Consider the following 24284-nt stretch of genomic DNA (forward strand, 5'->3'; position numbering starts at 1 on the left):
TCGTAGCGTGGGTCCGCCAGCACATCAAATGCAATAGCGGCAAACCGGTCGAGGTCCATGGCAACTTGGCAGCTTCTCGATCTGTGCACAAACGATCGCATTTCGTCCGGAACCGATTAAATTATAAGACTCTGATGAACGTCTTATAGCAGGCGGCAATTGCCAGCGAACCGTGGCGCAAGTTATAAGAGAATTGCGCAAATCTTATAGTGAGCTTGCTGATGAAGACGATCGACCTGATGTACCGAACAACGTTCGCGGAGCTCGTCAATGCGGACCCTCGCTCGTAACGATTTGCATCATGGCTGCGTTCATCACCGTTCCGATCGCATCGCCGCAGCAAATTTACTTGCCCGTCTTTCTCCTGCCGACAACATAACCGGGTGGGTTTCGTGCGACAGAAATCTACTTTCGACCCTGACAAATCACTTGGTCCGGGGTCGGCTCGGAGGTGAGAAGCGTCCAGCTCGAGCGACCTCACGGATGGGGTAACGCTCAGACGTCGTCATACAGAAACCAAGTGCATTTGCGGAAAGATCAAAGTTGCCGATGATTTCGACAGGCTGCCGGAGAATGTTCTAAGAGGCTGACTCAAAAAGACCTCAGCAATATCTGTATTTTGCAAGCCGCCGCGTGAGCATGCGGATGTGGGCGATTGTGATCCAGGCCTCGGCGGAGGCGATCGTTTTCTCCCAATCCTTGGCCAGTCTACGGCAACGACCGAGCCAGGCGAAGGTCCGTTCCACCACCCAGCGGCGCGGCAGGACGGTGAAGCCCTCGGCCTTGTCGGAACGCTTGACGATTTCCATCGTCCACTGGCCGAACTTCGCCAATCTCCCCTTCAGCTTGTCGCCCGCATAGCCGCCATCGGCGAAGACATGCCGGAGCCAGGGCCAGCGGTGGCGGATCGATTTCAGGAGGTCGGATGCCCCGTCACGATCCTGAATGTCCGCGCCATGCACCGTCAGGCCGACCATCAGCCCCAGCGTGTCGACAATGATGTGGCGCTTGCGCCCCTTGATCTTCTTGCCGGCGTCATAGCCCGAAATCCCGCCGCTTTCCGTGGTTTTCACGCTCTGGCTGTCGATCACGCCAGCGGACGGCGAGGCTTGCCGACCTTCCAGCTCGCGCGTCTCCATCACAAGACGATGGTTGATCCGGGCCCATAAACCCGTTGCCCGCCATTCGTAGAAATAGGCCTGAACTGTCGTAAACGGTGGAAAGTCCTTTGGCAGCATTCGCCACTGACAACCCGTCGAAGCAATGTAAAGCAGCGCATTCACGACCTCGCGAAGATCGGTACTACGTGGCCTGCCCAAACGCCTTGGCCCAGGTAGGCAAGGCGAGATCAATCCCCATTCCAGGTCCGTCAGATCGCTTGCATAGCGGCTCGCGCGTCGGGCATATTGCCGACGGGTGAAATCAGTCCAACCCATTGTGGTCTCCGTTCGTCATAAGCAAACAAACAGAATCACAAATGACTGATTTCACTCAACTCTTTTTCGGTCAGGCTCTAAAGTCCGTGGAAGATCGGACGTGAGGCTGCTACTCGATACGCATGGCTTGTTGTGGTGGCTGAACGACGACGAGGAGCTGGGGAATCTGCGTGAGGTCCTATCGGCGATCCTGAGAACGACGTCCTCGTCGGCGCTGTCTCCCAGGGAAATCACCGCGATCCCTTGGATCATCTTCTCATGGCGCAGGCCGTCGGAGGGAGCGCATTCGTTTTCCCAGGATCAGAATGTCGCGCCTTGTGGCATTGGGTTCGTCACTTGCTCGGATCCTGTTGTCTCGTGATCTCCGACGGGCTTGGTTCCACTGACCAAGCCGGCACCGATCGCTCGGATGGCACGCTTGCCCGTGGCGATATGTGCCTGCGAAGACCGACGGCTCAGAGTTCAGATGACCGGGCGGCGGGGGGATTGGGGAAGATCACCCATCGCTCACGCGAACGGCTTCATCAGGTGTTGCCGCGCCGGCTGCAGGCGGCGACACATTCGCCGCGTCTACCACGCGGATCAACAAAAGGGGTGATATCGTTAGCGACGTGCTTACCCGCCTGCTGTAGCTTAGAGAGGGCGAGGGCATGGCGTTGACCGGCACGCGGACCAACGTTTCAAGGGATGCGCGGCCGATATCCCGCGGCGTCGGACCGGACAGTCATGATGGTTTTTCGCGTCCATCTGTTGCCCCGAACCATTCCCGGTTTATGTCGCTCGTATAGACGCCCGCCTGCTTTTGCGGCCAACCCCTAAAGGGGTAAGACTCGCCCGAAATTTTGCAAGATTCGATTTCGGTTCTTTCTCTCTCGGCGGAAAATAGAATCTAGCAAAATTTTCGGGCGAGCTGACCGCAGCAGGTCGGCCGTCTCTTCGTGCGCCATCGGGAATGGTCCCGAGCAACCGAAGGAGACAGAACCATGGCTACCACGATCGCAACCCTGACGCAGAAGACTGACGGCATCCTCGAAGGCGTCTTCGCCACCATCCGGGTCAACGCCCCGATCGCCATCGTCCCGAACGCAAGCAAGTCGAGCGAAGAAGCCCCCGATTACCGCGTCATCAACCGCAAGACCGGCTTCGAGATCGGCGCGGGCTGGAACCGCGTCGCCCGCCAGACCGGCGAGGAATACCTCTCGGTGAAGCTGGAGGCACCCGAGATCGGCGTGATCTTCGGTAATCTCGCACAGGCACCCGGCGGCGATCCGAGCAAGAAGGTGATCCTCTGGAACAATCCGGACTGACGAGCCAAGCGAGCGGCCCCGAGAAATCGGGGCCGACTTCTCCGCTACTCGGCTTGATCGCTACACGCAGCATTGGGAGCAAAAGCGGGCATCGAGCCCGCTTTTGCTCCTCTCCCGTGCCACCGGAGCCGAAAGCTTGTCTGCTCAAATAGCCAAGTCTGCCATGAGGGCTCGCGCCGCCTCAAGGACTTCGCGGCCCCTCCAATTTTCAGCCGCTGCCCTTAAGGGCACCGTCAGAAAATCGGTTCCCCCGCGCGCTGCCTCCGGCAGTCGCTGACGCGATCCTTGACCCGGCCCGATCCTCACGACCCCGAACGTCATCTTTCACACTATCCAAGGAGATGACGACAATGACGATTGCACTTGAAATTCAGATTGAAGAACTGCGCGCCGAGCTCAGGAACGCGGACGCCGCCGAGTGCCGCGACATCGAAGCCGAGCTGGAAATGGCTCAGGCCGAACTGGCGGCAGCGATCGCCGAACAGGAAGGCATCCTCGACGCCGCGCCGCCCTTTTGAGGGCGGCGTCTGCCTTCTCGCTTGGGCCGACACGCCGGGTCGACCGAAGCTCCGCTTCGTACCAATGATCACCGGCAGGATCAGGGCGCGCTCGCTGCTGGAAACCCCAGGCCATGTGTTCACGTCGAACGCGTGTTTTCGGTCCTTAGCCGCGCGCCTGTCTGGTCTGCAGCAGATCGAGGATCATGTGCACAGCATGCTCTTCCTTGTCGAAGTGATGCACCATGGCCCGATGCGCCCCAACGCCGTGTCAGGCAGGGCGTGCCGGACAGCGTCGGTTCGATCGCGAGCGCGTAGAAGCGAGCCCCGACGCGGCCAACGGCATGCCCTTTTGGGCGTTCGGTCTAACGGTGCTCGGGCTCACTACTTCGGCCATACACTCTTTCTAGACTGGTTCACGCCGCCGGGCGCGGAGGACCCGTTCGCGCTGTATTGCCGCACCGAGCGATAGAGATTTTTTTCCCGGCGTCATGTTGGCGGCCCATCACGGGATCGGCTTGACGAAGCGGTTTGCCTTCGCCGCCTCCTTCATGTCCTTTCGCCTGAAGTAGATCGCGCGCCCGCAGCGGATCGGGCTGTACCCCTGGACGATGATGATCTGTTCATCCTTTCGCATCGAGTGGGTGATTTCGTGCGGCATGATCAGCGGTCGCCGCTGGTAATTGACGCTCTCTGATTTGCGCGAGGCGCCGTTCGTCGTATCCCAGCCGATATTGCGGGAGCTTCCCTTCACCTCCACCGTCATGTCACCGCATTGCGCCGAGACATTGCGCGCCGTGTCGAACGCCTTGATCGCGGCAAAGGAGGCCAAGGCGCAGCCATCAATCCATGCCGTCGCGCCATCCCTCCCGAAATGCCGCTCCAACTGCCCCAGGGATTGGTACATCAGCATCATGCTGATGCCGTACTTGCGGCCGCGGTCGCGTGCCTCCTCGAGGACGCGCATGTAGCCTAGGAGATCGACCTCATCGAGCATGAAGAGTGCCCGGCGCTGGAAGGCACCATCGGCCTGGACCATGGCATTGATCAGCGAGCCAATGATGACGCGGCCGATTCCTGGATAGGAGCGCAGGATCGTTGCCGGGATATTCAGAAACACGTCCTTCTTGGCTGTAACGATGTCGCTCGACTTGAAGGCGCTGCCGCAGACGAGCGCGGCGTAACTGTCGAGCGACAGCCACTGCGTGTCTTTCGAGGCGGTCGAATAGACGCCGCTGAACGTCTGCTCGGTCATGTTGGTGAAGACGCCGAGGGTTTCGCGAATGAAGGCAGAGTGCGAGTGCTCCTGAACGTCGCGCAGCATGGCGAGCACCGAGGGCTCAGGTTCCGAGACGATTTGCCGGAGACTGCGTAAGTTGCGCCGCCCCTCAAAGTCCGGCGAGAGCATGACGTGGGCAAGTAAGCCTGTCAGTAGATTGTGCGCCTGGTTCTGGAAGTAGGCGCCGCTCGAGCTTTCGAAGCGGGCGCTTTCCGACAGCAGCATATGCGCAAGGCCGACAATATCCTCTTCTTGTCTCTTCGACGCCTCGATCCCGTCGAGCACATTAAATCCCATAGTCGGGTTCGTTGGATCGAGCACCATCACCTCGCGCCCAAGGACGCGGCTTCGGTGCTCGACCACCATCGGCGCGACCTCGGTCGACGGGTCGAGGCAGATCAGTGGTCCGGTATAGCGCAGCGCCGTCGGAACAACGTTGCTCATCGTTTTGTAGCCACCTGACCCGGCGAAGAAGAGCATATGGGTGGAGTCGAAGTCCTGCTTGTAAGTGAGCAAAGGGGCTTTGCCCCCCTGTCCCCAAGTACTGCGATCATTTGGATCGAAGGGCAGTCCATGGACGATATCCTTGTCGACTCGGTAGCGCTCACCGACAACGATCTCGCCCCCCGGCGAAAACAACTTTCCGGCGGCCGACATTGGCAGCCAGTCCGCGTCGCCGAAGGTGCCGCGCTTGGCGCGCTTCACCGGCTCGGGCACGACGGTGGAAATGCGCGCGGCCATCGCCGCCGCTACGAAGCCAGCGACTGCACTGAAAACGGCGACCATATCGAGATAGGAAAGGGCACGGTCCCATGTCACCACTCTGCTCTCCACGGACGGGGCGAGCCGGCCGAACTCCCGCAGCGCGTAAAAACCGGCGACCGCAAGAAAGCAGACGAGGCTCGCCATCGCGACCGGCCGTCGCCGGTGCAATGGCAGCGCCCAGACGCTCAACAGTCCTGCCAGTGGTCCGAACAGAAGCGCCGGCACAGGAGAAGCGCGTAGGAACCAATATTCCGCTTTCCCGGATAGGCCGCCGGCGAGTGTTTGCCAGCGCCAGCCGACCACATAGACGGCGACAGCCGTTACTGCGATAGGCACCAGGACGAGCAACAGGCTCGGATGCGGTTTTGCTCGCACGGTCATTCGGTCGCCTCCGGGATGCGCGTCGAATGACCGTCAAGCGCCAGTGCCTTGAACGCTTCCTCGCCGATATCGCGCAACCGCCGATGCTCCGGTGAGCCCGGATCAAGCCTCGCCAGTTCGAGTAGACCGCCGAGCAGAAACGCCCGGTCGGACTTCGTGAGACCCGCCCTGACGACGATGCCGCCGAGTAAAAACTTCTCGCGCGCCTCGCGTTTGCGATCAGCTGTCATGAGAAACATCCGCCGACGTTCCAGTCCCGCCAGCTGCTGGTCGATGCAACGAAGTAGATACGCCGGCAGTCCCCTTCTTTTCCTCTTTACGAAATCGCGCGGCGATCTCTCCGAAAATCCGATCGACCTCCTCGTCAGCGATGTCCATTTCCGCCAGCCCCGATTTCGTTGCCGCTCGCGCAAAGCGTTCGGCGGATTTTGCGATCATCACGCGTCTGCGCTCGCGTAGCTTCTCGATCTGGGCGTCGATGTCAGCGATCGATGATTTTGCGACCATTCCGATGTCCTTTCCGGGTTCGAGCAATCTCCACGGGGCGAATTATACTATCTAGAATAAGATAGTTAAATAGGCTAGCCTGCAACCGAGAAGGCGGCATCGGCCCTGGCGGGCCGATCGGTTTGAGGGCGCAATATACGTCGCTGGCGCGACGTGCTTGGACGATCGGAGACAGCCGTGGCGATCATGTTCGTCAGAGCGCAGGTGATCAGCAGGGGAGCGGGACGCAGCATCGTCTCGGCCGCCGCTTATCGCCATCGCGCCCGGATGATGGACGAGCAGGCGGGAACGTCCTTCAGCTATCGAGGCGGCGCCGCAGAACTCATGCATGAGGAGCTGTCATTGCCGGAAGGAATACCGGCCTGGCTGAAGACGGCGATTGAGGGAAAGTCCGCGGCCGGCGCCAGCGAGGCGCTCTGGAATGCGGTTGACGCCTTCGAGATGCGGGCGGATGCGCAGCTTGCCCGCGAGCTGATCATCGCGCTGCCGGAAGAACTGACACGGGCGGAAAACATCGCCCTGGTTCGCGAGTTCGTGCGGGACAATTTCACGTCAAAGGGAATGGTCGCGGACTGGGTCTATCACGACAAGGAGGGCAATCCGCATATCCACCTGATGACCACATTGAGGCCCCTGACGGAGGAGGGGTTCGGGCCGAAGAAGGTTCCGGTGCTCGGCGAGGACGGCGAGCCGTTGCGTGTCGTCACGCCCGACCGGCCGAACGGCAAGATCGTCTACAAGGTCTGGGCGGGCGACAAGGAAACCATGAAGGGCTGGAAGATTGCCTGGGCGGAAACGGCCAATCGGCATCTGGCGCTCGCCGGTCACGAGATCCGCCTCGATGGTCGTTCATATGCCGAGCAGGGCCTCGACGGCATCGCGCAAAAACATCTCGGACCGGAAAAGGCAGCACTCGCTCGCAAGGGCGTTGAGATGTATTTTGCCCCGGCCGATCTTGCGCGGCGGCAGGAGATGGCCGACCGGTTGCTGGCCGAACCGGAGCTCTTGCTGAAGCAGCTCGGCAATGAGCGCTCCACCTTCGACGAAAAGGACATCGCCAAGGCGCTGCACCGCTACGTCGACAACCCGGACGACTTCGCCAATATTCGCGCGCGGTTGATGACCTCGGACGATCTGGTCTTGTTGAAGCCGCAAGTGGTCGACCGGGAAACAGGCAAGGCGGCGGAACCGGCCGTCTTCACCACGCGGGACATTCTCCGCATCGAATATGACATGGCGCAGTCGGCCACGGTCCTGTCTCAACGCAAGGGCTTTGGCGTTGCGGCGCGGAATGTCACGGCCGCGATCAAATCGATCGAGACTGCTGATCCGGAAAAGCCCTTCAGGCTCGATGCCGAACAGGTCGACGCGGTCCATCACGTCACCGGCGACACCGCGATTGCCGCGATCGTCGGTCTCGCCGGCGCTGGCAAATCGACGCTGCTTGCCGCCGCGCGCGTTGCCTGGGAAGGCGAGGGGCGCCGCGTCATCGGTGCGGCGCTTGCCGGCAAAGCGGCAGAAGGGCTGGAAGACAGTTCCGGGATAAAGTCTCGCACGCTTGCGTCCTGGGAACTCGCCTGGTCCAGCGGACGCGACCTGCTCAACCGCGGTGACGTGCTGGTCATCGATGAGGCCGGCATGGTGTCGTCGCAGCAGATGGCGCGCGTCCTGAAGGCCGCGGAAGAGGCGGGGGCAAAGGTCGTGCTGGTGGGCGATGCGATGCAGCTCCAGCCCATCCAGGCAGGCGCGGCGTTCCGCGCGATTTCGGAGCGCGTGGGCTTTGCCGAACTTGCCGGCGTGCGCCGCCAGCGCGAGCAATGGGCGCGCGAAGCCTCGCGGCTCTTCGCCCGCGGTGAGGTCGAGAAAGGTCTCGATGCCTATGCCGCGCACGGCCATTTGGTCGAAGCGGAAACGCGTGAGGAGATCGTAGAGCGCATCGTTTCCGACTGGGCGGATGCGCGCAAACAGGCGATCGAGAAAGCCCTCTCGGAGGGCGGGGTCGGCCGGCTTCGCGGTGACGAACTTCTCGTTCTCGCACATACCAATGATGACGTGCGGAAGCTGAACGAATCCCTGCGCCGGGTGATGAACAATGAAGGCGCGCTGACCGCTGCGCGCGAATTCCAGACAGCGCGTGGCGCACGCGAGTTTGCAGTCGGCGACCGCATCATCTTTCTGGAAAACGCGCGCTTTTTCGAGCCGCGTGCGCGGCATTTCGGCCCGCAATACGTGAAGAACGGCATGCTCGCCACGGTCGTATCGACTCGCGATGACCGCGGCGGCACGCTGCTGACGGTCCGCCTCGACAATGGCCGCGACGTCGTCATCAGCGAAAACAGCTATCGCAACATCGATCATGGGTATGCCGTGACCATTCATAAGTCTCAAGGATCGACCCTCGGCCGAACTTTCGTGCTCGCCACCGGCATGATGGATCAGCATCTGACCTATGTGGCGATGACCCGGCATCGCGACCGCGCCGACCTTTATGTGGCGCGGGAGGATTTCGAGCCGAAGTCGGAATGGCGGCGCAAGCCGAGGATTGATCATGCCGCCGGCGTCACTGGGGAGTTGGTCGAAACCGGGGAGGCGAAGTTCCGTCCGAATGATGCGGATGCCGGCGATAGCCCCTATGCCGACATCAGGACGGACGACGGAACCGTCCATCGTCTTTGGGGCGTCAGCCTGCCGAAGGCGCTCGAAGAGGGTGGCGTCTCGGAAGGCGACACGATCACGTTGCGTAAAGACGGAGTGGAGCGGGTCAAGGTCCAGGTTCCTATTGTCGATGAGCAAAGCGGGCAGAAGCGCTTCAAGGAAAGGGAGGTCGACCGCAACGTCTGGACGGCCGAAGTCGTCGAAACTGCCGATGTGCGCCAAGCGAGGATCGAGCGGGAAAGCCACCGGCCGGACCTGTTCTGTGAGCTTGCCGGACGCCTTGGACGATCCGGCGCCAAGACGACAACGCTCGATTACGCGAGCGAGGAAGGCTATCAGGCGCATGCGCGGGATTTCGCGCGGCGGCGTGGTATCGACATGCTCGCCGAGGTTGCGGGGGAAATCGAGGAGGGTATTTTCCAGCGGCTGGAGTGGATTGCGGAAAGGCGCGGGCAGGTGGCCAAGCTTTGGGAGCGGGCGAGCGTAGCATTCGGCTTTGCGATCGAGCGCCAACGGCGTGTCTCCTACAACGAGGAACGGACCGAAACCCTCTCGACCGGAATTCCGTTGGGTGGAAAATATCTGATCCCGCCCACCACGAAATTTTTCCGCTGTGTCGAGGGGGACGCACGACTTGCTCAGCTCTCCTCCGAACGCTGGAAGGTACGCGACGCCATCCTGCGCCCGGTGCTGGCGAAAATCTATCGCGACCCTGATAGCGCGCTGTCGACGCTGAATGAACTGGCGTCGGACGCCGCCATCGAATCCCTCAAGCTTGCCGACGATCTCGGCAAAGCACCGGACCGGCTTGGCCGACTGCGCGGGTCGGACCACATGGTTGACGGCCGGGCGGCTCGCGACGAGCGCGGCGTCGCCACGGTGTCCCTAGACGAATTGCTGCCTTTGGCCCGCGCCCATGCGACCGAGTTCCGCAGGAATGCCGAACGGTTCCGCGAGCGCGAGCAGACGCGGCGCGCCCATATGTCCCTGTCGGTCCCGGCGCTGTCGAAACAGGCCATGGCGCGCCTCGCCGAAATCGAGGCGGTGCGCAAGCAAGGGGGTAACGACGCCTGGAAGACCGCCTTTGGCTTCGCCGCCGAGGATCGCTCGCTCGTGCAGGAGGTGAAGGCAGTGAACGACGCGCTGACCGCCCGCTTCGGTTGGAGCGCCTTCACGCCGAGGGCCAACGCGATTGCCGAACGCAACATCGCCGAGCGCATGCCGGACGATCTCACCGATGAACGGTTCGAGAAGCTGACGCGGCTCTTCGAGGTTGTCCGTCGCTTCGCCGAAGAACAGCATCTTGCCGAGAGGAAGGACCGTGCGAAGATCGTTGCCAGTGCAAGTGTCGAGTTCGGGAAGGAGGATAAAACCTTGCTGCCGATGCTCGCCGCCGTGATAGAGTTCAGGACGCCGGTGGACGAGGAGGCGCGCCCACGCGCGCTTTCCGCCCCGCACTATCGTCACAATCGCGCTGCGCTCGCCAAGACCGCCAAGCGCATCTGGCGCGATCCGGCCGGCGCCGTCGACAGAATAGAGGCGCTGATCGTCAAGGGCTTTGCAGCCGAGCGGATCGCCGCGGCCGTCGTCAGCGACCCCGCCGCCTATGGTGCGCTGCGCGGTTCCGAACGCCTGATCGACCGCATGCTCGCCTCCGGCCGGGAACGGAAAGAGGCTTTGCAGGCCGTATCCGAGGCGTTCGTCTTTTTCCGCTCGCTCGGCGCGGCTTACGTCAGTGCCGTCGACGCGGAGCGCCAGGCCATCACGGAAGAACGACGCCGCATGGCAGTCGCCATTCCGGGATTGTCACAGGCAGCCGAAGACGCGCTGCTGCGGTTGGCAGCGGAGATGAAGAAGAAGGGCAGCAAGCTCGACGTGGCCGCCGGCGCGCTTGCTCCCGCCGTCGCCCGAGAGTTCGCCGGGGTCAGCCGGGCGCTCGATGAACGCTTTGGCCGCAACGCTATCCTGCAAGGCGAGACGGACGTCATCAATCGCGTGCCGCCGCCGCACCGCCGTGCCTTCGAGGCAATGCTGGACAGGTTGAAGATCTTGCAGCAGACCGTCCGCATGCAGGCGAGCCAGCAAATCATATCGGAGCGTCAGCAGCGCATCATCGATCGCGCGCGCGGCGTCACCTATTGAAATTTTGATCGAGCATGGCAGGTGGAACAACCGCGCTTCATCCTGATCGGCGGTCAACCGGCTACGCAGCGACCATCCTCATCGTCGCCGACGATCTTCGCTCCTATCATTCGCGGAAGGCCGGAGCTATCGCTGGATCGCCCCCAATCTGGCCATCAGCAAGTTACACGACTACTCATATCGTCAAACGAGATGATGGCGAATGAGGTGGTTGCCCAGACTTTACGCCATCGGCAACCAATTGCTAAAGGGCCGTGATGGGTGGGGAGTTGCCCTTCGGCTCGTCTACCTGAGAGAACACGTTCCACGTAATCAGACGTTGCCAGCACCGCCTCAAACCCGACCTTCGCTGCCACGGCATGAAGCGATCATTCGGTGCAATGAACTCCAACCGCGCGCCTTTTCCATCTGTGGCCGCGCGTCCGATGCCCGAACGCCCCAGAAGGTCACCTCGGACCAGCAGCGCTCGATGGACTCGCGCGCATCGAAGTCACGGGTCATTTCGATCATTCGACGACCAGACGGCGCGGGCCATGGTCCTCTTCGCTTGGAGTCGTGCGGCTTAGAGACTTCTGGAGTATGCTGAGAACCTTGCACTCCGAGTAGACGGAGGAGGAGCCATGGACGTCGGTGCCTGGCTGCGCGATCAAGGGCTGGGACAGTACGAGGAAGCGTTCCGCCAAAACGACATCGATCCTGGAGTCGTAAGAGATCTTACTGCCGAGGACCTCGTTGGTCTTGGCGTCACTTCGGTGGGGCACCGTCGTAAACTGCTTGCCGCCATCGCCGCACTGCGTGAGGTCGCTCAACCGAGCGGCCAAGCTGGGGTTGGCGGAACACCTGTAATTCTCCCGGAGCCGGAGCGCCGGCAACTCACCGTGATGTTCGTCGACCTTGTCGACTCGACTACGCTTTCCTCACGACTCGATCCAGAAGAGATGGGCGAGCTGCTGCGGGGCTATCAGGGTGCGGTGGCGGGCGCGATTGCTCGATTCGAGGGCCATGTTGCCAAGTACATGGGCGACGGCGTGCTCGTTTACTTTGGCTATCCCCGCTCTCACGAGGATGAGGCTGAACGAGCAGTGCGAGCGGGGCTTGCGGCCGTCGACGCAGTGGGAAACCTGCAACTTCCGCATGGGGAGACGCTGCAAGCCCGCGTCGGTATCGCGACCGGCTTGGTGGTTGTGGGCGAACTGATTGGCGAAGGTGCAGCGCGGGAGGAGACGGTAATCGGCGAGACGCCCAATTTAGCGGCACGGCTGCAAAGTGTCGCCGAGCCGGGAGCTGTGGTGGTGGCATCCACCACCCGGCAGCTGATCGGCGGCCTGTTCGATCTAGCCGAGCTCGGCTCCCAACGATTGAAGGGCTTTCCTGCCTCCGTACCCGCTTGGCGCGTGCTCGGTGAAAGTTCTGCGGAAAGCCGTTTCGAAGCCCTGCACGGGGCGAGCCTGACTCCGCTCGTTGGTCGCGAGCACGAGATCGGACTCCTGCTTAAACGTTGGGAAGCGGTCAAAGAAAGAGAAGGCCGCGTGGTGTTGCTAGCGGGCGAACCCGGCATCGGCAAGTCGCGCCTTGTTCGTGCCCTGCGGCGGCGTCTGGAAGGCGAGCCGCATACGACTGTAAGTCACTACTGCTCGCCCTATCATCAGACCAGTCCGCTTCATCCGGTTATCCGCCTCCTGGAGCGGGCAGCTGGTTTCGCCGCGGAGGATCGCCCCGACGTGAAACTGAGCAAGCTCGAAGCGCTGCTCACGCAATCGACTGAAAACGTCGCCGAAGCAGCCGCGTTGCTCGCGGCGTTGGTGTCGGTTCCAGCGGATGATCGCTATCTACCGTTGGAGTTAAGCCCGCACCGGCAGAAGAAGCGGACGCTGGAGGTACTCGTCGATCAGCTCATCGGGCTCGCGGCCCGTCGGCCAGTCCTGGCAGTATATGAGGACGTGCATTGGGCGGACCCGACCTCGCTCGAGTTGCTGGATCTTGTTGTTGACCGCGTACAGGACTCGCCGGTGCTGGTGCTCATCACATTCCGCACCGAGTTTCTCCCACCGTGGACGCGCTATCCCCATGTGACCGCCTTGACGCTTAGTCGGTTGAGCCGTCGGCAAGGTGAAGAGATGGTCGACCGGCTGACCGGCCGCAGGGCTCTGCCTACCGAAGTGCTCAATCAAATCGTCGCGAAGACAGACGGCGTTCCGCTCTTCGTGGAGGAACTGACGCGCGCGATATTGGAGACCAACTTGCTTAAAGATGAGGGCGATCACTACACTCTCGCAAGTCCCCTGTCGGCAATCGCAATTCCAGCTACGCTTCAGGAGTCGTTATTGGCCCGGCTCGACCGACTTGCGCCCGCCAGGGAGGTGGCGCAGGTGGCGGCCGCAATCGGTCGAGAATTCTCGCATGAGTTGCTGGTGACCGCCGCGCCGTTGCAAACGAGCGAGATAGAGGAAGCCCTCGACGACCTCATTGCCTCGGGATTGGTGTTCCGCCACGGGACTCCGCCGCAGCTAACCTACAGCTTCAAGCACGCGCTAGTACGCGACGCCGCCTACGCCACCCTTGTGCGCTCGAAACGACAACGCTTGCACGCGGCGATAGCCGCAGCGATCGAGCAACGCTTCCCCGAAACGGTCCAGACGCAGCCCGAACTTCTAGCCCAGCACTATGCGGAGGCGGGGCGGCTAGAAACCGCGATCGATTACTGTCTCAGGGCCGGGCAAGCCGAGATTGCGCGCTCCGCAACGGCCGAAGCGATTACTCATCTGAAAAAAGGGCTGGAGCTACTTGAAGGACGGCCTGACGATGCTGCGCGATGGCGGCAGGAACTTGAATTGCAAGTCGCTCTCAGCGTCGCCCTGATGACTGGCAAGGGTTGGGCAGCGCCAGAGGTCGGCCGGGCCAACGCGCGAGCACGCGCATTATGCGAGCGGATGGGGAATAAAAGCAGGCTTTTCCCTGTCCTCTATGGGGAGTGGGTCTTCCACGTCGTGCGCGCTGAACTGGAGGCGGGGAGGAAGGCGGGAGAGGAACTGCTCCGGCGCGCCCAGGTGGAGCGGGAGGTGTCCGGCGAGACCGTCGGCAATCGCATCGTCGGAACCGATGCCTTCCTTCGCGGCGAGATATCAACTGCCCGCGAATATCTGGAACGGTCGCTCGCCCTGTATGACCCGCAGCAACACCGCTCCCTCGCGTTCCTGTTCGCCCAGGACCCTCGGGTGGCGGGACTATCGGTCCTTTCCTGGACCCTCTTCGTTCTTGGGTATCCCGAGCAGGCCCAGGCCAGGAGCAACGAAGCCTTGGCGGACGCGAGCGAACTTTCCCACCGCAACACGCTCGGTTACGCCCTGCTTTACGGCTGCACCCTGTCACAGCTTCGCGGCGATTGGCGAGAGGCCCGAGATCGGGCGGATTCACTGATCGCGCTCGCAAAAGCGCAGGGCTCTCCGCACTTTCTCGGCGCAGGTAGGATCGTTCGAGGCTGGACGCTAGCCGAGACGGGTGAATTACCGGCGGCCCTCACACAGGTTCGAGAAGGCTTGGCGTCGTGGCAGATGACTGGAGCGAGGTTCCTGGTTCCATTCTTTTTGAGCTTGCTCGCGCGCCTCGAGGCGCATGCCGGGAGAGCAAAGCGAGGCTTGGATTTGCTGACCGACGCGCTGGACCGAGTGGGGGCAACGGGCGAGCGGTGGTTCGAGGCGGAATTGCATCGGCTGACGGGCGAGCTAATGCTGCAGCTGCCCGAGCTTGATCGTGCCGAGGCGGAAGCACGACTCCGGCACGCGGCCGAGGTAGCACGAGGGCAAAGCGCTGACTTATGGGAGTTGCGCGCGGCGACAAGCCTGGCCCGACTATGGATCGTGCAGAACCGGTTCGGCGACGCTCATCACCTGCTAGCGCCCCTCTACGGCAAGTTTACGGAGGGATTCGCGACATCGGATCTGCAATCGGCACAAGGGGTGCTTCGCGCGACAGCCGGTGTCAATGGCGCGACCAAGTCATCCGACTAGTCAGCCGAGTTGCAATGTTCTACGCCAAACCACGCTGACAGCACTGTCGGACGGCAAAGGCGTCGTGTGATGGAGCGTCGCCGAGTCTTCCGCTGCCGGTAACGAATTAGAGCCCCTGAGTGTCAGATCCGGGGCAAAGACCTGGCGGCGCACCCAGCAAACCAACTTCCGCTTCGGGTCGCTCCCGGCCGCTGATGAGAAACTGTCGTGCGACTGCTTCTGGACAAACGAGGACGTACACGGTGCTGGCGTGAACCTCGGCTCCCCCAAAAAAGAGGGTGCTTGGCTCGGGTCGAGCATCCGCTTCACTTTTAGACGATTCCCAAGGCGGAGGCGCTCCGAGGCCGCTGGGGCCTCGCCTCCATGCACGGGGGGGCGCTGGCGCAGTCAGCGAATCCACTCGTTCCAGCGCTGCAACATCATCGCAGCATTGGCGTTGATCCACTCCGCGTCGGGAAGGATGACGTGATCCCGAACGTCGCCACCTTGCGGCATCGTCTTGCGCGCCTCATCCGACATCATCGAGATCGCATCGCTGCTCGGGGGCGTGCAGGAGAGAGCTTCGCACGCTTTGGCCTGCGCCGCGGGAGAGTTCAGCCAGAAGGCCATTAACTTTAGCGCGTTGTCACGGTGCGGCGCGCCCTTCAGCAGCGCTATCCGGTCGCCGACGAGGAAGGCGGCCTTGTAGGACCAGTCGATCGGCAGCCCCTCATTCTGCATCGCCTTTGCGCGCGTCAACCAGATCTGCCCGAGCGAGTACTCGCCATTGCGAAACCCTTGCACGCTCTGATCGCCCGTCTTCCACCACAGCGTGACTGAAGGCCTGATCTTGTCGAGCTTAGCAAGCGCGCGATCGATGTCGAGCGGAAATAATTCGTCGCGCTTGACACCATCGGCGAGCAGTGCGGCCGCCATGACGCGCCACGGATCATCGAAGTTCGGAAATGCGCGTTCGCCCGGAAATTTCCCTGTGTCCCACATATCGCCCCAAGTTGCGGGAACTGGCTCCCCGGGTTTTCCGGTTTTGTAGGCCAACAGCGTAGCCGTGGATTGCAGCAAGGCCCCGCCAGCGGAGCAGGCATTGGCGCTGAGGTCCTCGCGATCGGCAAACTGGCGGCAGAACTCCGTTAGATCCTCTGTCACTTCGCGATGCGCCTTTGACGCGGCCTGGATCTCGCCGTCGAGATAGAGGTCCCAATTGACGTTTCCCGTTTTCACCATGGCCGCAGCCTTGGCGCGCATTTCGGCGTTCGTCGCCGCGACGGTGACCACCTCGATGCCAGTAGCCTTCGTGAATGGATCGAACCAGGCCTCCCTTAGAGCCTTGTCATAAGCGCCGCCGGTCGACGCGATGATGACTTGCTCGCCGGCGAATGCCGGAAGAGACAAGGCTATCAAGGATAGAAATCCGGCGATAGTCGGCTTCATCACTGCGGTGGAACGTGAGAGGAGAGACGTCATGAAAGAATCCTTTGTTAATTCAGATGCTGAGAAGTGGGAGTCCTCGGTTTACGAGCGAGGCTTACGGGCGTTCAGCAGGTGAACCGTGCCCATGAGCAGGAGGGAAGTGGCGACGAGCACGGTCGAGACCGCGGCAATGACCGGCGTCAGGTTGAAATCGATATCCTCGAACATCTTGCGCCCGATCGATTTGCCACCGATGTCCGATATGAAGAACGCGACGGTCGCTTCATCGAATGAGGCGAGAAAGGCGAACACGGCCGCCGCTGCGACACCTGGGACGATGTTCGGCAGAACGACCAGAAAGAATGCCTGCAGCCTGGTGGCCCCGCAGTTCAACGCCGCCAGCTCGAGCGTCGGATCGACGCGCTGCAGCGACGCCGTGACGGTGATGATCACATAGGGGATTGCCAACACGGTGTGCGCGATGAGGAATCCGAAGAAGCTGCCGGTGAGCTGCAGGGGCGAGAAGGCGAGGTAGAGCGCCACGCCCAGGATGATGTGGGGAACAATCATCGGCCCGAGCGCAAGCGCCTGCAATGTGGATCTGAACGGAAGGCATCCTCGCACAATCGCGAGCGCCGCCATGATTCCCACGACAGTCGCTGTCGCGGTTGTCGCCAGGGCGATCTTAAGACTGAACCACGTCGCTGCCATCCAGTCCGGATCATTGAAATAGGCGCTGTACCATTTGAGTGTCAGGCCCTGGGGCGGGAACTCGATATGGTCAGTTTCGCTGAGCGACATCGGTAGCACGATCAGCGTCGGCAACAGCAGGAAGAAGAGAATACATCCGATGCCCGCGCCGATGGCAATGATCCCCGCCGCCCTCGAATAGCCGCGGATCGTCGGAGAAGCGAAGATACCCATGACCGCAGGAATCCGGCCCGGCATCTGTGCGTGATCAATAGACACTGTTCAATCCCTTGCTGAGCGATAGCGTCCTGCGGAACAGGAGAACAAAAAGGAGCGTAACGGCGAGGAGTACGGTCGAAAGTGCTGCCGCGAACGGCCAATCGAGCAGGACTGTTGTCTGCTGGCCGATGAGCGTCGCCATCAGCATCGAGCCGGGCCCACCAACCAGCGCCGGGGTGATGTAGAAGCCGAGCGCCAGTACGAAACACATGACGCTGCCGGCAAAAACACCCGGCAGACTGAGCGGAAGCGTTACGGCGACGAAGGTACGGATGGGCCCGGCGCCGAGATTGCGGGCGGCACGCACGTAGTCTGGGGGCAATGCGCGCAGTGCCGAATAAATCGGCAGGATCATGAAGGGCATCAGCACATGCGTCATCGCGAGGATGACCGCGCCCTGGGTATAGATCAGCTTCAACGGCCCTTCCGTAACCCCCGTATCGACGAGCAGCTTGTTGATGATGCCGTTGCGTTGGAGAAGGACGACCCACGCATAGGAGCGGATGAGGACGGAAGTCCACAAGGGGATGAAGACGCAGGCGGCGATTGCCATTGCCAAGCCCCTGCTCAGCCGCGCCATCATGTAGGCGACGGGAAAACCCAACAGCAGGCTTGCAAGCGTCACGACAAGGGCGACCTCGATCGTGCTGAAGAGAACGTCGAGATGAAGCGACTCGGTAAAAATTCGCTGATAGTGGCTGAGTGTTCCCCCGGAAAAGCTCAGCGCGATCAGCCGCGCGACCGGATACAGGAACCCAGTCAGCAGGACCGCGAAGAGGGGCGTGACCAATGCCATGGAGGCGGTGGGCGAATAAAAGCGCGCGGAGCTCGACCGGCGGAATGTCAATGAAGATGAGAGTGATGCCAGTGAACGCGTCATGCGGCGCACCTCTCCGCTATCGAAAAGACGTGCGCGGCTGCGCCGTCGAGGACGATGTCCACGGCGTCGTCTCTTTGGAATGGCATGACGCAGTCCGCAGCGACCTGTACCTGCAGGCTTGCTTCCGGGCGATCGGCTAGGCGGACGAGAAAGATGTATGTCGAACCGATGAACACAGCGGCATCGATGACGCCCGGCAGCGCGTCGGCGCCACCATCGCCGCGCTTCGCAAGACGCATCCGTTCTGGACGGATTGCCACACGCAGAGCCGTTCCGGCATCATATTTGCGCGTGCGCTCGCTTGCCGCAGAACGGAGGTTGAGCACCGTTCTCTCCGATAAACGAACAACCGTTTGCTCAGCCGTGCAGTCGAGGCAATCGCCATCAATAAAATTCATCCGGCCGATGAAGTCCGCGACGAACTCCGTCTTCGGCTGCCGGTAGAGCTCCGTCGGCGTACCCATCTGCATCAAGCGACCGTCGGACATTATGGCGACGCGATCCGACATCGTCAGCGCTTCGTCCTGATCATGGGTTACGTAGACGACCGTGGCACCAAGTCGCTCCTGCAGACGTTTGATCTCGAATTGCATCGCCTCTCGCAATTTCTTGTCGAGGGCGCCAAGTGGTTCATCCATCAGAAGGACGGGTGGCTCAAAGGCCAAAGCCCGCGCCACGGCGACCCGTTGCTGTTGGCCACCGGAAAGCTGGTTGGGATAGCGCTCCGCGTAGCCGGAGAGCTGGACGAGTTCCAGCATCTCCTCGACGCGCTGCACGATCGCGGTCTTCTGCATCCGCCCACGCATCCTGAGTGGAAATGCGATGTTCTGGTGGATCGTCAGGTGCGGAAAAAGCGCGTACTTCTGGAACACCATTCCGATGTTCCGGTGATTTGGCGCAAGGAAGGTTACGTCCTGGCCACCGATGGCGATCCTGCCGGCGCTCGGAGCCTCAAAGCCGGCTATCATCGTCAACGCTGTTGTCTTGCCGGAGCCGGACGGCCCCAACAGCGAGACAAATTCCCCGGCTGCGACGTCGAGCGTCAGCTCGCGAACTGCAAGGGCTTCGCCATATCGTTTTTGAAGTCCCGCAAGGGACAGAGATTGACCGATCAAATCCGCCTTTCCTTTCAGCTGTTGGACGCTCTTCGGCGTCTTCCCCGAGATACGGCCGCTTCCGGCCGCAATGAAAAGCCTTCTTCCGACTCGGGACGAGTCAGGACAATGCGCTTATTGCTGAGGTTCTGGTGTCCCGCGGACCGCTTGTCGCCGGTCCGCGTGACGGTGCATGGGAAAGCTGCTAGTAGTCGTTGGTGCGACAAAAACTTTGCAAAACCTTCACACTTCATTTTTGTTGCATCAAAATTTCGCAGTGTCAACCGATTGAGAGAGTGAAATGGCGGACAATTCGATCGAATTGCCAGATCTTGAGAGAGCGCCGGAAAGATTGGGCGATGCCGCTTATCGGGAAATGAAGGAGCGCATCATCCGAGGCGTCTACAGGCCGGGCCATAAGTTGACGGTGCGCGCTGTCGCCCAGGACCTTGAGGTAAGCACAACGCCCGCGCGTGATGCGATCAATCGGCTGACGAGCGAGGGGGCGCTTGTTTACGCCGGGCCGAAGACGGTTGTCGTCCCGGTGCTCGACGCGGCCGCCCTTCGAGAGATAACGCTCACGCGCCTCGCGCTGGAGGGGCTGGCATCGGAGCAGGCCGCGCAACATGGCGCGCCTGCCGACGTCGAGGAACTGCAGTCCTTACAAAAACTTATAAGTTCGGCCCTCGACGAAAAGCGCTATACGGACGCGCTGTGGCACAACAAGGAATTCCACTTTACGATCTACCGCCTCTCGGGTCTTCCCCAGCTTGTTTCAATGATTGAAAGCCTTTGGCTGAGGATCGGTCCCTCCTTGCATAATCTCTACCCAGAGTTTGCCGAGGAGAAATATGGCGTTCGCAACCACGAGATTGCCATGGAGGCTCTCTCGGAGCGCGACGCGGCGAGCCTCAGGGCGGCGATGGAGAATGATATCCGCGATGGATATCGCCGGCTGAAGCGGGCCAATTTGGAGAGGGATGCTGGCTGATCGTCCTAAAATTTTGTTGCATGGACTTGACGAGCTGCATTTTTGTTGCAACAAAATTGTGAAGCTCGTGCAAAGCGAGCGGTCGATTTCTCACCTCAGGAAGCCGGAACTATGCTCGTTCAAGCTACAAACAGGCTGCGGCAGGCGTCTGCGCGTCGTCGGTCAAAACATTTATTCAACCGCGCCAAGGCCGTGTTCCCGGATGGAACCACCCGCGCCACGGTGGAGAGGAACCCGTTTCCGATCTATGTCCAGCGCGGCGAGGGGGCTTATCTCGTCGATGTCGACGGGAACCGGCTTCTCGATCTGAACAACAATTTTACCACGCTCATTCACGGGCACGGCTTCGCACCGGCCTCGGAGGCTGTCGTCGACCTGCTGCGCTCGGGAACCTGTTTCGCCAACCCGACGGAGCATGAAATCGCGCTCGCGGAACTTCTGACGACCCGCATTCCCGCAATGGAACGGGTCCGCTTCGTCAACAGCGGGACAGAAGCAGTGATGTTCGCGATCAAGGCGGCGCGCGCCTTTACCGGCAGGCCCGCAGTCGCACGGATCGAAGGTGCCTATCACGGCGCCTACGACTGGGCAGAGGCGGGGCAGGGCGTTTCGCCCGGCGAGGACGGCTGGGCGCCAAACTGCGTCGCAACTCCGGCCTATCGCGGCACTCCCTCGAGCGTCTCCGACGAGGTCTATCTTCTGCGCTTCAACGACGTAGCGGCCCTTGAAGCGCGCCTGAGTGCGGGTAGCAAGCGCATTGCGTGCGTACTGATCGACCCGATGCCCAGCCGCGCGGGCTTGCTGCATCCGGAGCCCGCCTTCATCGAAGCTTTATCGAAAATAGCGAGCAAGTACGGAATCTTGATCGTCGCCGACGAGGTGCTCAACTTGCGGCAAGGCTACGCCGGGGCCTCAGCACGCTACGGTTTGAAGCCCGACCTGATCACTGCCGGCAAGATCATCGGAGGCGGCTTTCCGATTGGCGCCATAGGCGGCCGCGAGGAAGTGATGCGCGTTTTCGGTACAGAAGATGCAAAGCCGTTGTTGGCGCAGGGCGGCACTTTTTCTGCAAATCCGATTTCCATGGTCGCTGGTCGGGCGGCCATGGAGGCGATGACCCCCGATGCCTTCGATCGCCTCGAAGCGATGGGAGAGAGGTTGCGCGCGGGTTTGAGGGCAAGGATTGCCAGGCGCGACGCGCCATTCTCGGTTACCGGCGCCGCCTCGCTCTTCCGCATCCATCCGAAGCGTATCGCGCCGCTCGAATATCGCGATGCCTATCTGAGCGCCGAAGAGGCCTCGCTCATGCGAAGAATGAGCCGCTACTTGCTGGAAGCGGGCATTCTTCTCCCCTATGGAGCCGCCGCCTGCCTTTCGACGCCAATGGTCGACAGCGACATCGACCTTATCCTCAGTGCATTTGACGAATTTCTTCAGGCCGAAATCCAATCCGGAAAGGAGTGCGCGCAATGACGCAACAGAACCCAAACGAAACCGTTGCGCAGCGTATCGCGACGATTCTTCGCCGGCACGATGTGGAATTCATATTTGGCCAAAGCCTGCCATCGGCGGTCATCCTTGCAGCGGAAGCGATCGGCATTCGCCAGATCGCCTACCGGCAGGAGAACATGGGCGGTGCGATGGCGGACGGCTACGCCCGTCTTTCCGGCAAAGTCGCTGTGGTTGCCGCCCAAAACGGGCCCGCGGCAACTTTGCTTGTGCCGCCGCTGGCCGAGGCGTTGAAGGCTAGTGTGCCGATCGTGGCGCTTGTGCAGGATGTCGAGCGAGACCAAATGGACCGCAATGCCTTTCAGGACCTTGATCAGATTGCTCTCTTCCAGTCCTGCACTAAATGGGTGCGGCGTGTCACGGTTCCGGAGCGGATCGACGACTATGTGGACGCGGCATTTACGGCCGCGTCGTCAGGCCGTGCCGGCCCAGCCGCTCTGCTGCTTCCAGCCGATCTCCTGCGTGCCGAGGCGAAATCTCCGGCGGTCGTACGTTCAAAGAACTTAGGCCACTGGCCCTTGGATCGCGTCCGCCCGTCGGATGAAGCACTAGCAGAGGTCGCGTCTCTGATCGCAGCGGCGCGAGCCCCGATCATTATCGCCGGCGGAGGCGTTCATTGCGGCGGCGCCGCGGCAGAACTTGCTGCGCTCCAGCAGGAAGCGTGCCTGCCGATTCTCACCACGAACATGGGGAAGGGGGCGGTGGACGAATTTCATCCGCTTTCGGCCGGAGTGTTAGGCTCGCTGGTCGGGCCGCGCTCGCTCGGTCGATACTCGTCCGCTTTGGTTGGAAGTGCGGACTTGGTCATTCTCATCGGAACGCGTACCAACCAGAACGGCACCGACAATTGGCGGCAAATTCCCTCCAGCGCGACGGTCGTGCACATTGACGTCGATCCGGTGGAGATCGGACGCAACTACGAAGCCATTCGGCTGGTGGGCGATGCCCGGGAAACGCTTGCCGCCCTGAGAGCGGCGCTCACCCACGTCGACCTCACGCGGCGGCATGGGGATCGCGCGCGACTGGAGGAATGTATCCATCAAAATTGGAAGCGGTTCGAGCTTGATCGCCACGACGTGGTGACATCGCGTTCCCGACCGATACGCCCAGAACGGATTATGGCTGAACTCCAGGACCTGCTAACCGGCGACGTAACGGTCGTCGCCGACGCGAGCTACTCGTCTATGTGGGTCCTGGGCCAACTCCGAGCGCGAGCGAGCGGAATGCGCTTTATCACGCCGCGCGGGCTGGCGGGGCTCGGTTGGGGGGTGCCGCTCGCGATCGGGGCCAAGGTTGCGCGACCGGATAAGCCGGTCCTTGCGATTGTCGGTGACGGCGGCTTTGCTCACAGCTGGGCCGAGCTTGAGACCATGATGCGGATGAAGCTTCCTTTGGCGATCGTCGTCCTCAACAACGGCATCCTTGGTTTCCAGCGCGATGCGGAAACGGTGAAGTTCGGCAACTTCACATCGGCATGCCACTTTGCCGAGGTGGATCACGCGAAATTGGCGGAAGCCTGCGGCTGCCCAGCGGTTCGTGTGGAAGACCCGAGTGAGCTTGCCTATCACTTGCAGCGTGGCATGGACCAGGGGCCGCTATTGATCGAAGTGATGACCGACCCGGCGGCGCATCCCCCCCTCTCACTCTTCGCAAAGATGGACGAAGCGGCATGAGTCGCGATTCTAAAGCAAGAATTGCCGTCGTCACCGGCGGCACTTCCGGTATCGGGTTGGCAACATCCCGTCTCTTGTTGGAGCGTGGATGCCGGGTCGCCCTCTTCGGGCAAAAGCTCGTCAATGTTGAAAGCGCCGCCCAAGCTCTTTGTCAGGATTTCGGCTCCGAGCGGGTGTTCGCGCGCGCTGTCGATCTCGGTGAGCCGGCGCAGATAACGTCATTCTTTCGGGAATTGGACGATTGCTGGGGCAGAGCGGACATTCTCGTTTGTAATGCCGGCATATCACCCAAGGGGCTCAACGGGCCGACCCCATTCCAAGAGATCACACTCCAAGAATGGAACACGGTTCTTTCCGTCAACCTGACCGGGACAATGCTTTGCTGCCAGGCAGTGTTGCCCGGCATGAGCGCGCAAGGTTTTGGCCGCGTTGTCCTTGTCGGGTCTATCGCCGGCCGTGCGCTGCCCCGAATTGCGGGCACCGCCTATGTTACCTCGAAAGCCGCACTTGCGGGCTTCGCCCGCTCACTGGTCCCACGGTACGCGGCGGTAGGAATTACGGTGAATGTCGTTGCTCCGGGCAGGATTGCCACCGAGATGGCCGGTCCTCGTGACGGCGAGGTCAATCGCACAGCAGTTGCCCGCATTCCCGCGGGCCGCCTGGGGGAGCCGGAAGAAGTCGCGGCGGCCATCGGTTTCCTGACCTCCGACGGAGCAGCCTTCATCAATGGCGCGATAATAGACATCAATGGCGGAGAATACGCGCCACTTTGAAGTTGGAGACCG

General features: G+C 61.4%; 16 protein-coding genes and 1 pseudogene. 9 read left to right on the plus strand and 8 right to left on the minus strand.

Annotated elements, in window-relative coordinates; translation table 11 throughout:
* Positions 1-602 precede the first annotated feature (602 nt).
* Complete coding sequence (locus ACFHWW_RS29235) at positions 603-1436, minus strand: IS5 family transposase (RefSeq protein WP_379939972.1); 834 nt, start codon at positions 1434-1436, stop codon at positions 603-605.
* Positions 1437-1536: 100 nt separating this feature from the next.
* Here ACFHWW_RS29235 and ACFHWW_RS29240 point away from each other — a divergent pair.
* The 3 genes and pseudogenes from ACFHWW_RS29240 (at position 1537) to ACFHWW_RS29250 (ending at position 3261) form a co-directional block, all read left to right on the plus strand.
* Positions 1537-1797 (plus strand): annotated as a pseudogene (locus ACFHWW_RS29240) (type II toxin-antitoxin system VapC family toxin).
* Positions 1798-2419: 622 nt separating this feature from the next.
* Entirely contained in the window at positions 2420-2743 is a 324-nt protein-coding gene (locus tag ACFHWW_RS29245) for a DUF736 family protein (protein WP_018097213.1), read from the plus strand.
* A 350-nt stretch (positions 2744-3093) separates the two neighbouring features.
* Complete coding sequence (locus tag ACFHWW_RS29250) at positions 3094-3261, plus strand: hypothetical protein (protein WP_379942757.1); 168 nt, start codon at positions 3094-3096, stop codon at positions 3259-3261.
* 484 nt (positions 3262-3745) lie between these two features.
* Here ACFHWW_RS29250 and traG read toward each other — a convergent pair whose 3' ends face one another.
* The 3 genes from traG to ACFHWW_RS29265 are packed head-to-tail and all read right to left on the minus strand — an operon-like array spanning position 3746 to position 6172.
* On the minus strand, positions 3746-5665 hold the full coding sequence (gene traG / locus ACFHWW_RS29255) for a Ti-type conjugative transfer system protein TraG (RefSeq protein WP_379942670.1): 1920 nt from the start codon (positions 5663-5665) through the stop codon (positions 3746-3748).
* The gene (locus tag ACFHWW_RS29260; protein ID WP_379942672.1) at positions 5662-5895 is read right to left on the minus strand and encodes a conjugal transfer protein TraD; all 234 of its coding nucleotides are present in this window, start codon (positions 5893-5895) and stop codon (positions 5662-5664) included. The genes traG and ACFHWW_RS29260 overlap by 4 nt, the downstream gene beginning before the upstream one ends.
* The gene (locus tag ACFHWW_RS29265) at positions 5885-6172 is read right to left on the minus strand and encodes a TraC family protein (protein ID WP_379942674.1); all 288 of its coding nucleotides are present in this window, start codon (positions 6170-6172) and stop codon (positions 5885-5887) included. The genes ACFHWW_RS29260 and ACFHWW_RS29265 overlap by 11 nt, the downstream gene beginning before the upstream one ends.
* A gap of 177 nt (positions 6173-6349) precedes the next feature.
* Between ACFHWW_RS29265 and traA the strand changes: the two genes are divergently transcribed.
* Together traA and ACFHWW_RS29275 are read left to right on the plus strand one after the other, a co-directional pair.
* Positions 6350-10969: a Ti-type conjugative transfer relaxase TraA gene (gene traA, locus ACFHWW_RS29270; RefSeq protein WP_379942676.1), complete on the plus strand. Its 4620-nt coding sequence runs from the start codon at positions 6350-6352 to the stop codon at positions 10967-10969.
* Between the two features lie 620 nt (positions 10970-11589).
* The gene (locus ACFHWW_RS29275) at positions 11590-14976 is read left to right on the plus strand and encodes an AAA family ATPase (protein ID WP_379942678.1); all 3387 of its coding nucleotides are present in this window, start codon (positions 11590-11592) and stop codon (positions 14974-14976) included.
* Between the two features lie 387 nt (positions 14977-15363).
* Here ACFHWW_RS29275 and ACFHWW_RS29280 read toward each other — a convergent pair whose 3' ends face one another.
* The 4 genes from ACFHWW_RS29280 to ACFHWW_RS29295 are packed head-to-tail and all read right to left on the minus strand — an operon-like array spanning position 15364 to position 19347.
* The gene (locus ACFHWW_RS29280; RefSeq protein ID WP_379942680.1) at positions 15364-16437 is read right to left on the minus strand and encodes an ABC transporter substrate-binding protein; all 1074 of its coding nucleotides are present in this window, start codon (positions 16435-16437) and stop codon (positions 15364-15366) included.
* A 48-nt stretch (positions 16438-16485) separates the two neighbouring features.
* Positions 16486-17352, minus strand: coding sequence for an ABC transporter permease (locus ACFHWW_RS29285; RefSeq protein WP_379942682.1), 867 nt, complete (start codon positions 17350-17352; stop codon positions 16486-16488).
* On the minus strand, positions 17342-18232 hold the full coding sequence (locus ACFHWW_RS29290; protein WP_379942684.1) for an ABC transporter permease: 891 nt from the start codon (positions 18230-18232) through the stop codon (positions 17342-17344). Before ACFHWW_RS29290 ends, ACFHWW_RS29285 begins: the two co-directional genes overlap by 11 nt.
* The gene (locus ACFHWW_RS29295; RefSeq protein ID WP_379942686.1) at positions 18229-19347 is read right to left on the minus strand and encodes an ABC transporter ATP-binding protein; all 1119 of its coding nucleotides are present in this window, start codon (positions 19345-19347) and stop codon (positions 18229-18231) included. Before ACFHWW_RS29295 ends, ACFHWW_RS29290 begins: the two co-directional genes overlap by 4 nt.
* 280 nt (positions 19348-19627) lie before the next feature.
* On the opposite strand from ACFHWW_RS29295, the gene ACFHWW_RS29300 reads away from it, so the two are divergent.
* From ACFHWW_RS29300 to ACFHWW_RS29315, 4 genes are all read left to right on the plus strand, one after another.
* Positions 19628-20317, plus strand: coding sequence for a GntR family transcriptional regulator (locus ACFHWW_RS29300; RefSeq protein ID WP_275598935.1), 690 nt, complete (start codon positions 19628-19630; stop codon positions 20315-20317).
* Positions 20318-20428: 111 nt separating this feature from the next.
* Positions 20429-21790 carry an aspartate aminotransferase family protein gene (locus ACFHWW_RS29305; RefSeq protein WP_379942688.1) on the plus strand — a complete coding sequence of 454 codons (1362 nt, stop codon included), beginning with the start codon at positions 20429-20431 and terminating at the stop codon, positions 21788-21790.
* On the plus strand, positions 21787-23499 hold the full coding sequence (locus tag ACFHWW_RS29310) for an acetolactate synthase catalytic subunit (protein WP_379942690.1): 1713 nt from the start codon (positions 21787-21789) through the stop codon (positions 23497-23499). Before ACFHWW_RS29305 ends, ACFHWW_RS29310 begins: the two co-directional genes overlap by 4 nt.
* Positions 23496-24272: an SDR family oxidoreductase gene (locus ACFHWW_RS29315; protein WP_379942692.1), complete on the plus strand. Its 777-nt coding sequence runs from the start codon at positions 23496-23498 to the stop codon at positions 24270-24272. The genes ACFHWW_RS29310 and ACFHWW_RS29315 overlap by 4 nt, the downstream gene beginning before the upstream one ends.
* Positions 24273-24284 lie beyond the last annotated feature (12 nt).

The organism is Sinorhizobium sp. P24N7 (genome assembly GCF_042436655.1).
GTDB lineage: Bacteria > Pseudomonadota > Alphaproteobacteria > Rhizobiales > Rhizobiaceae > Sinorhizobium > Sinorhizobium meliloti_A.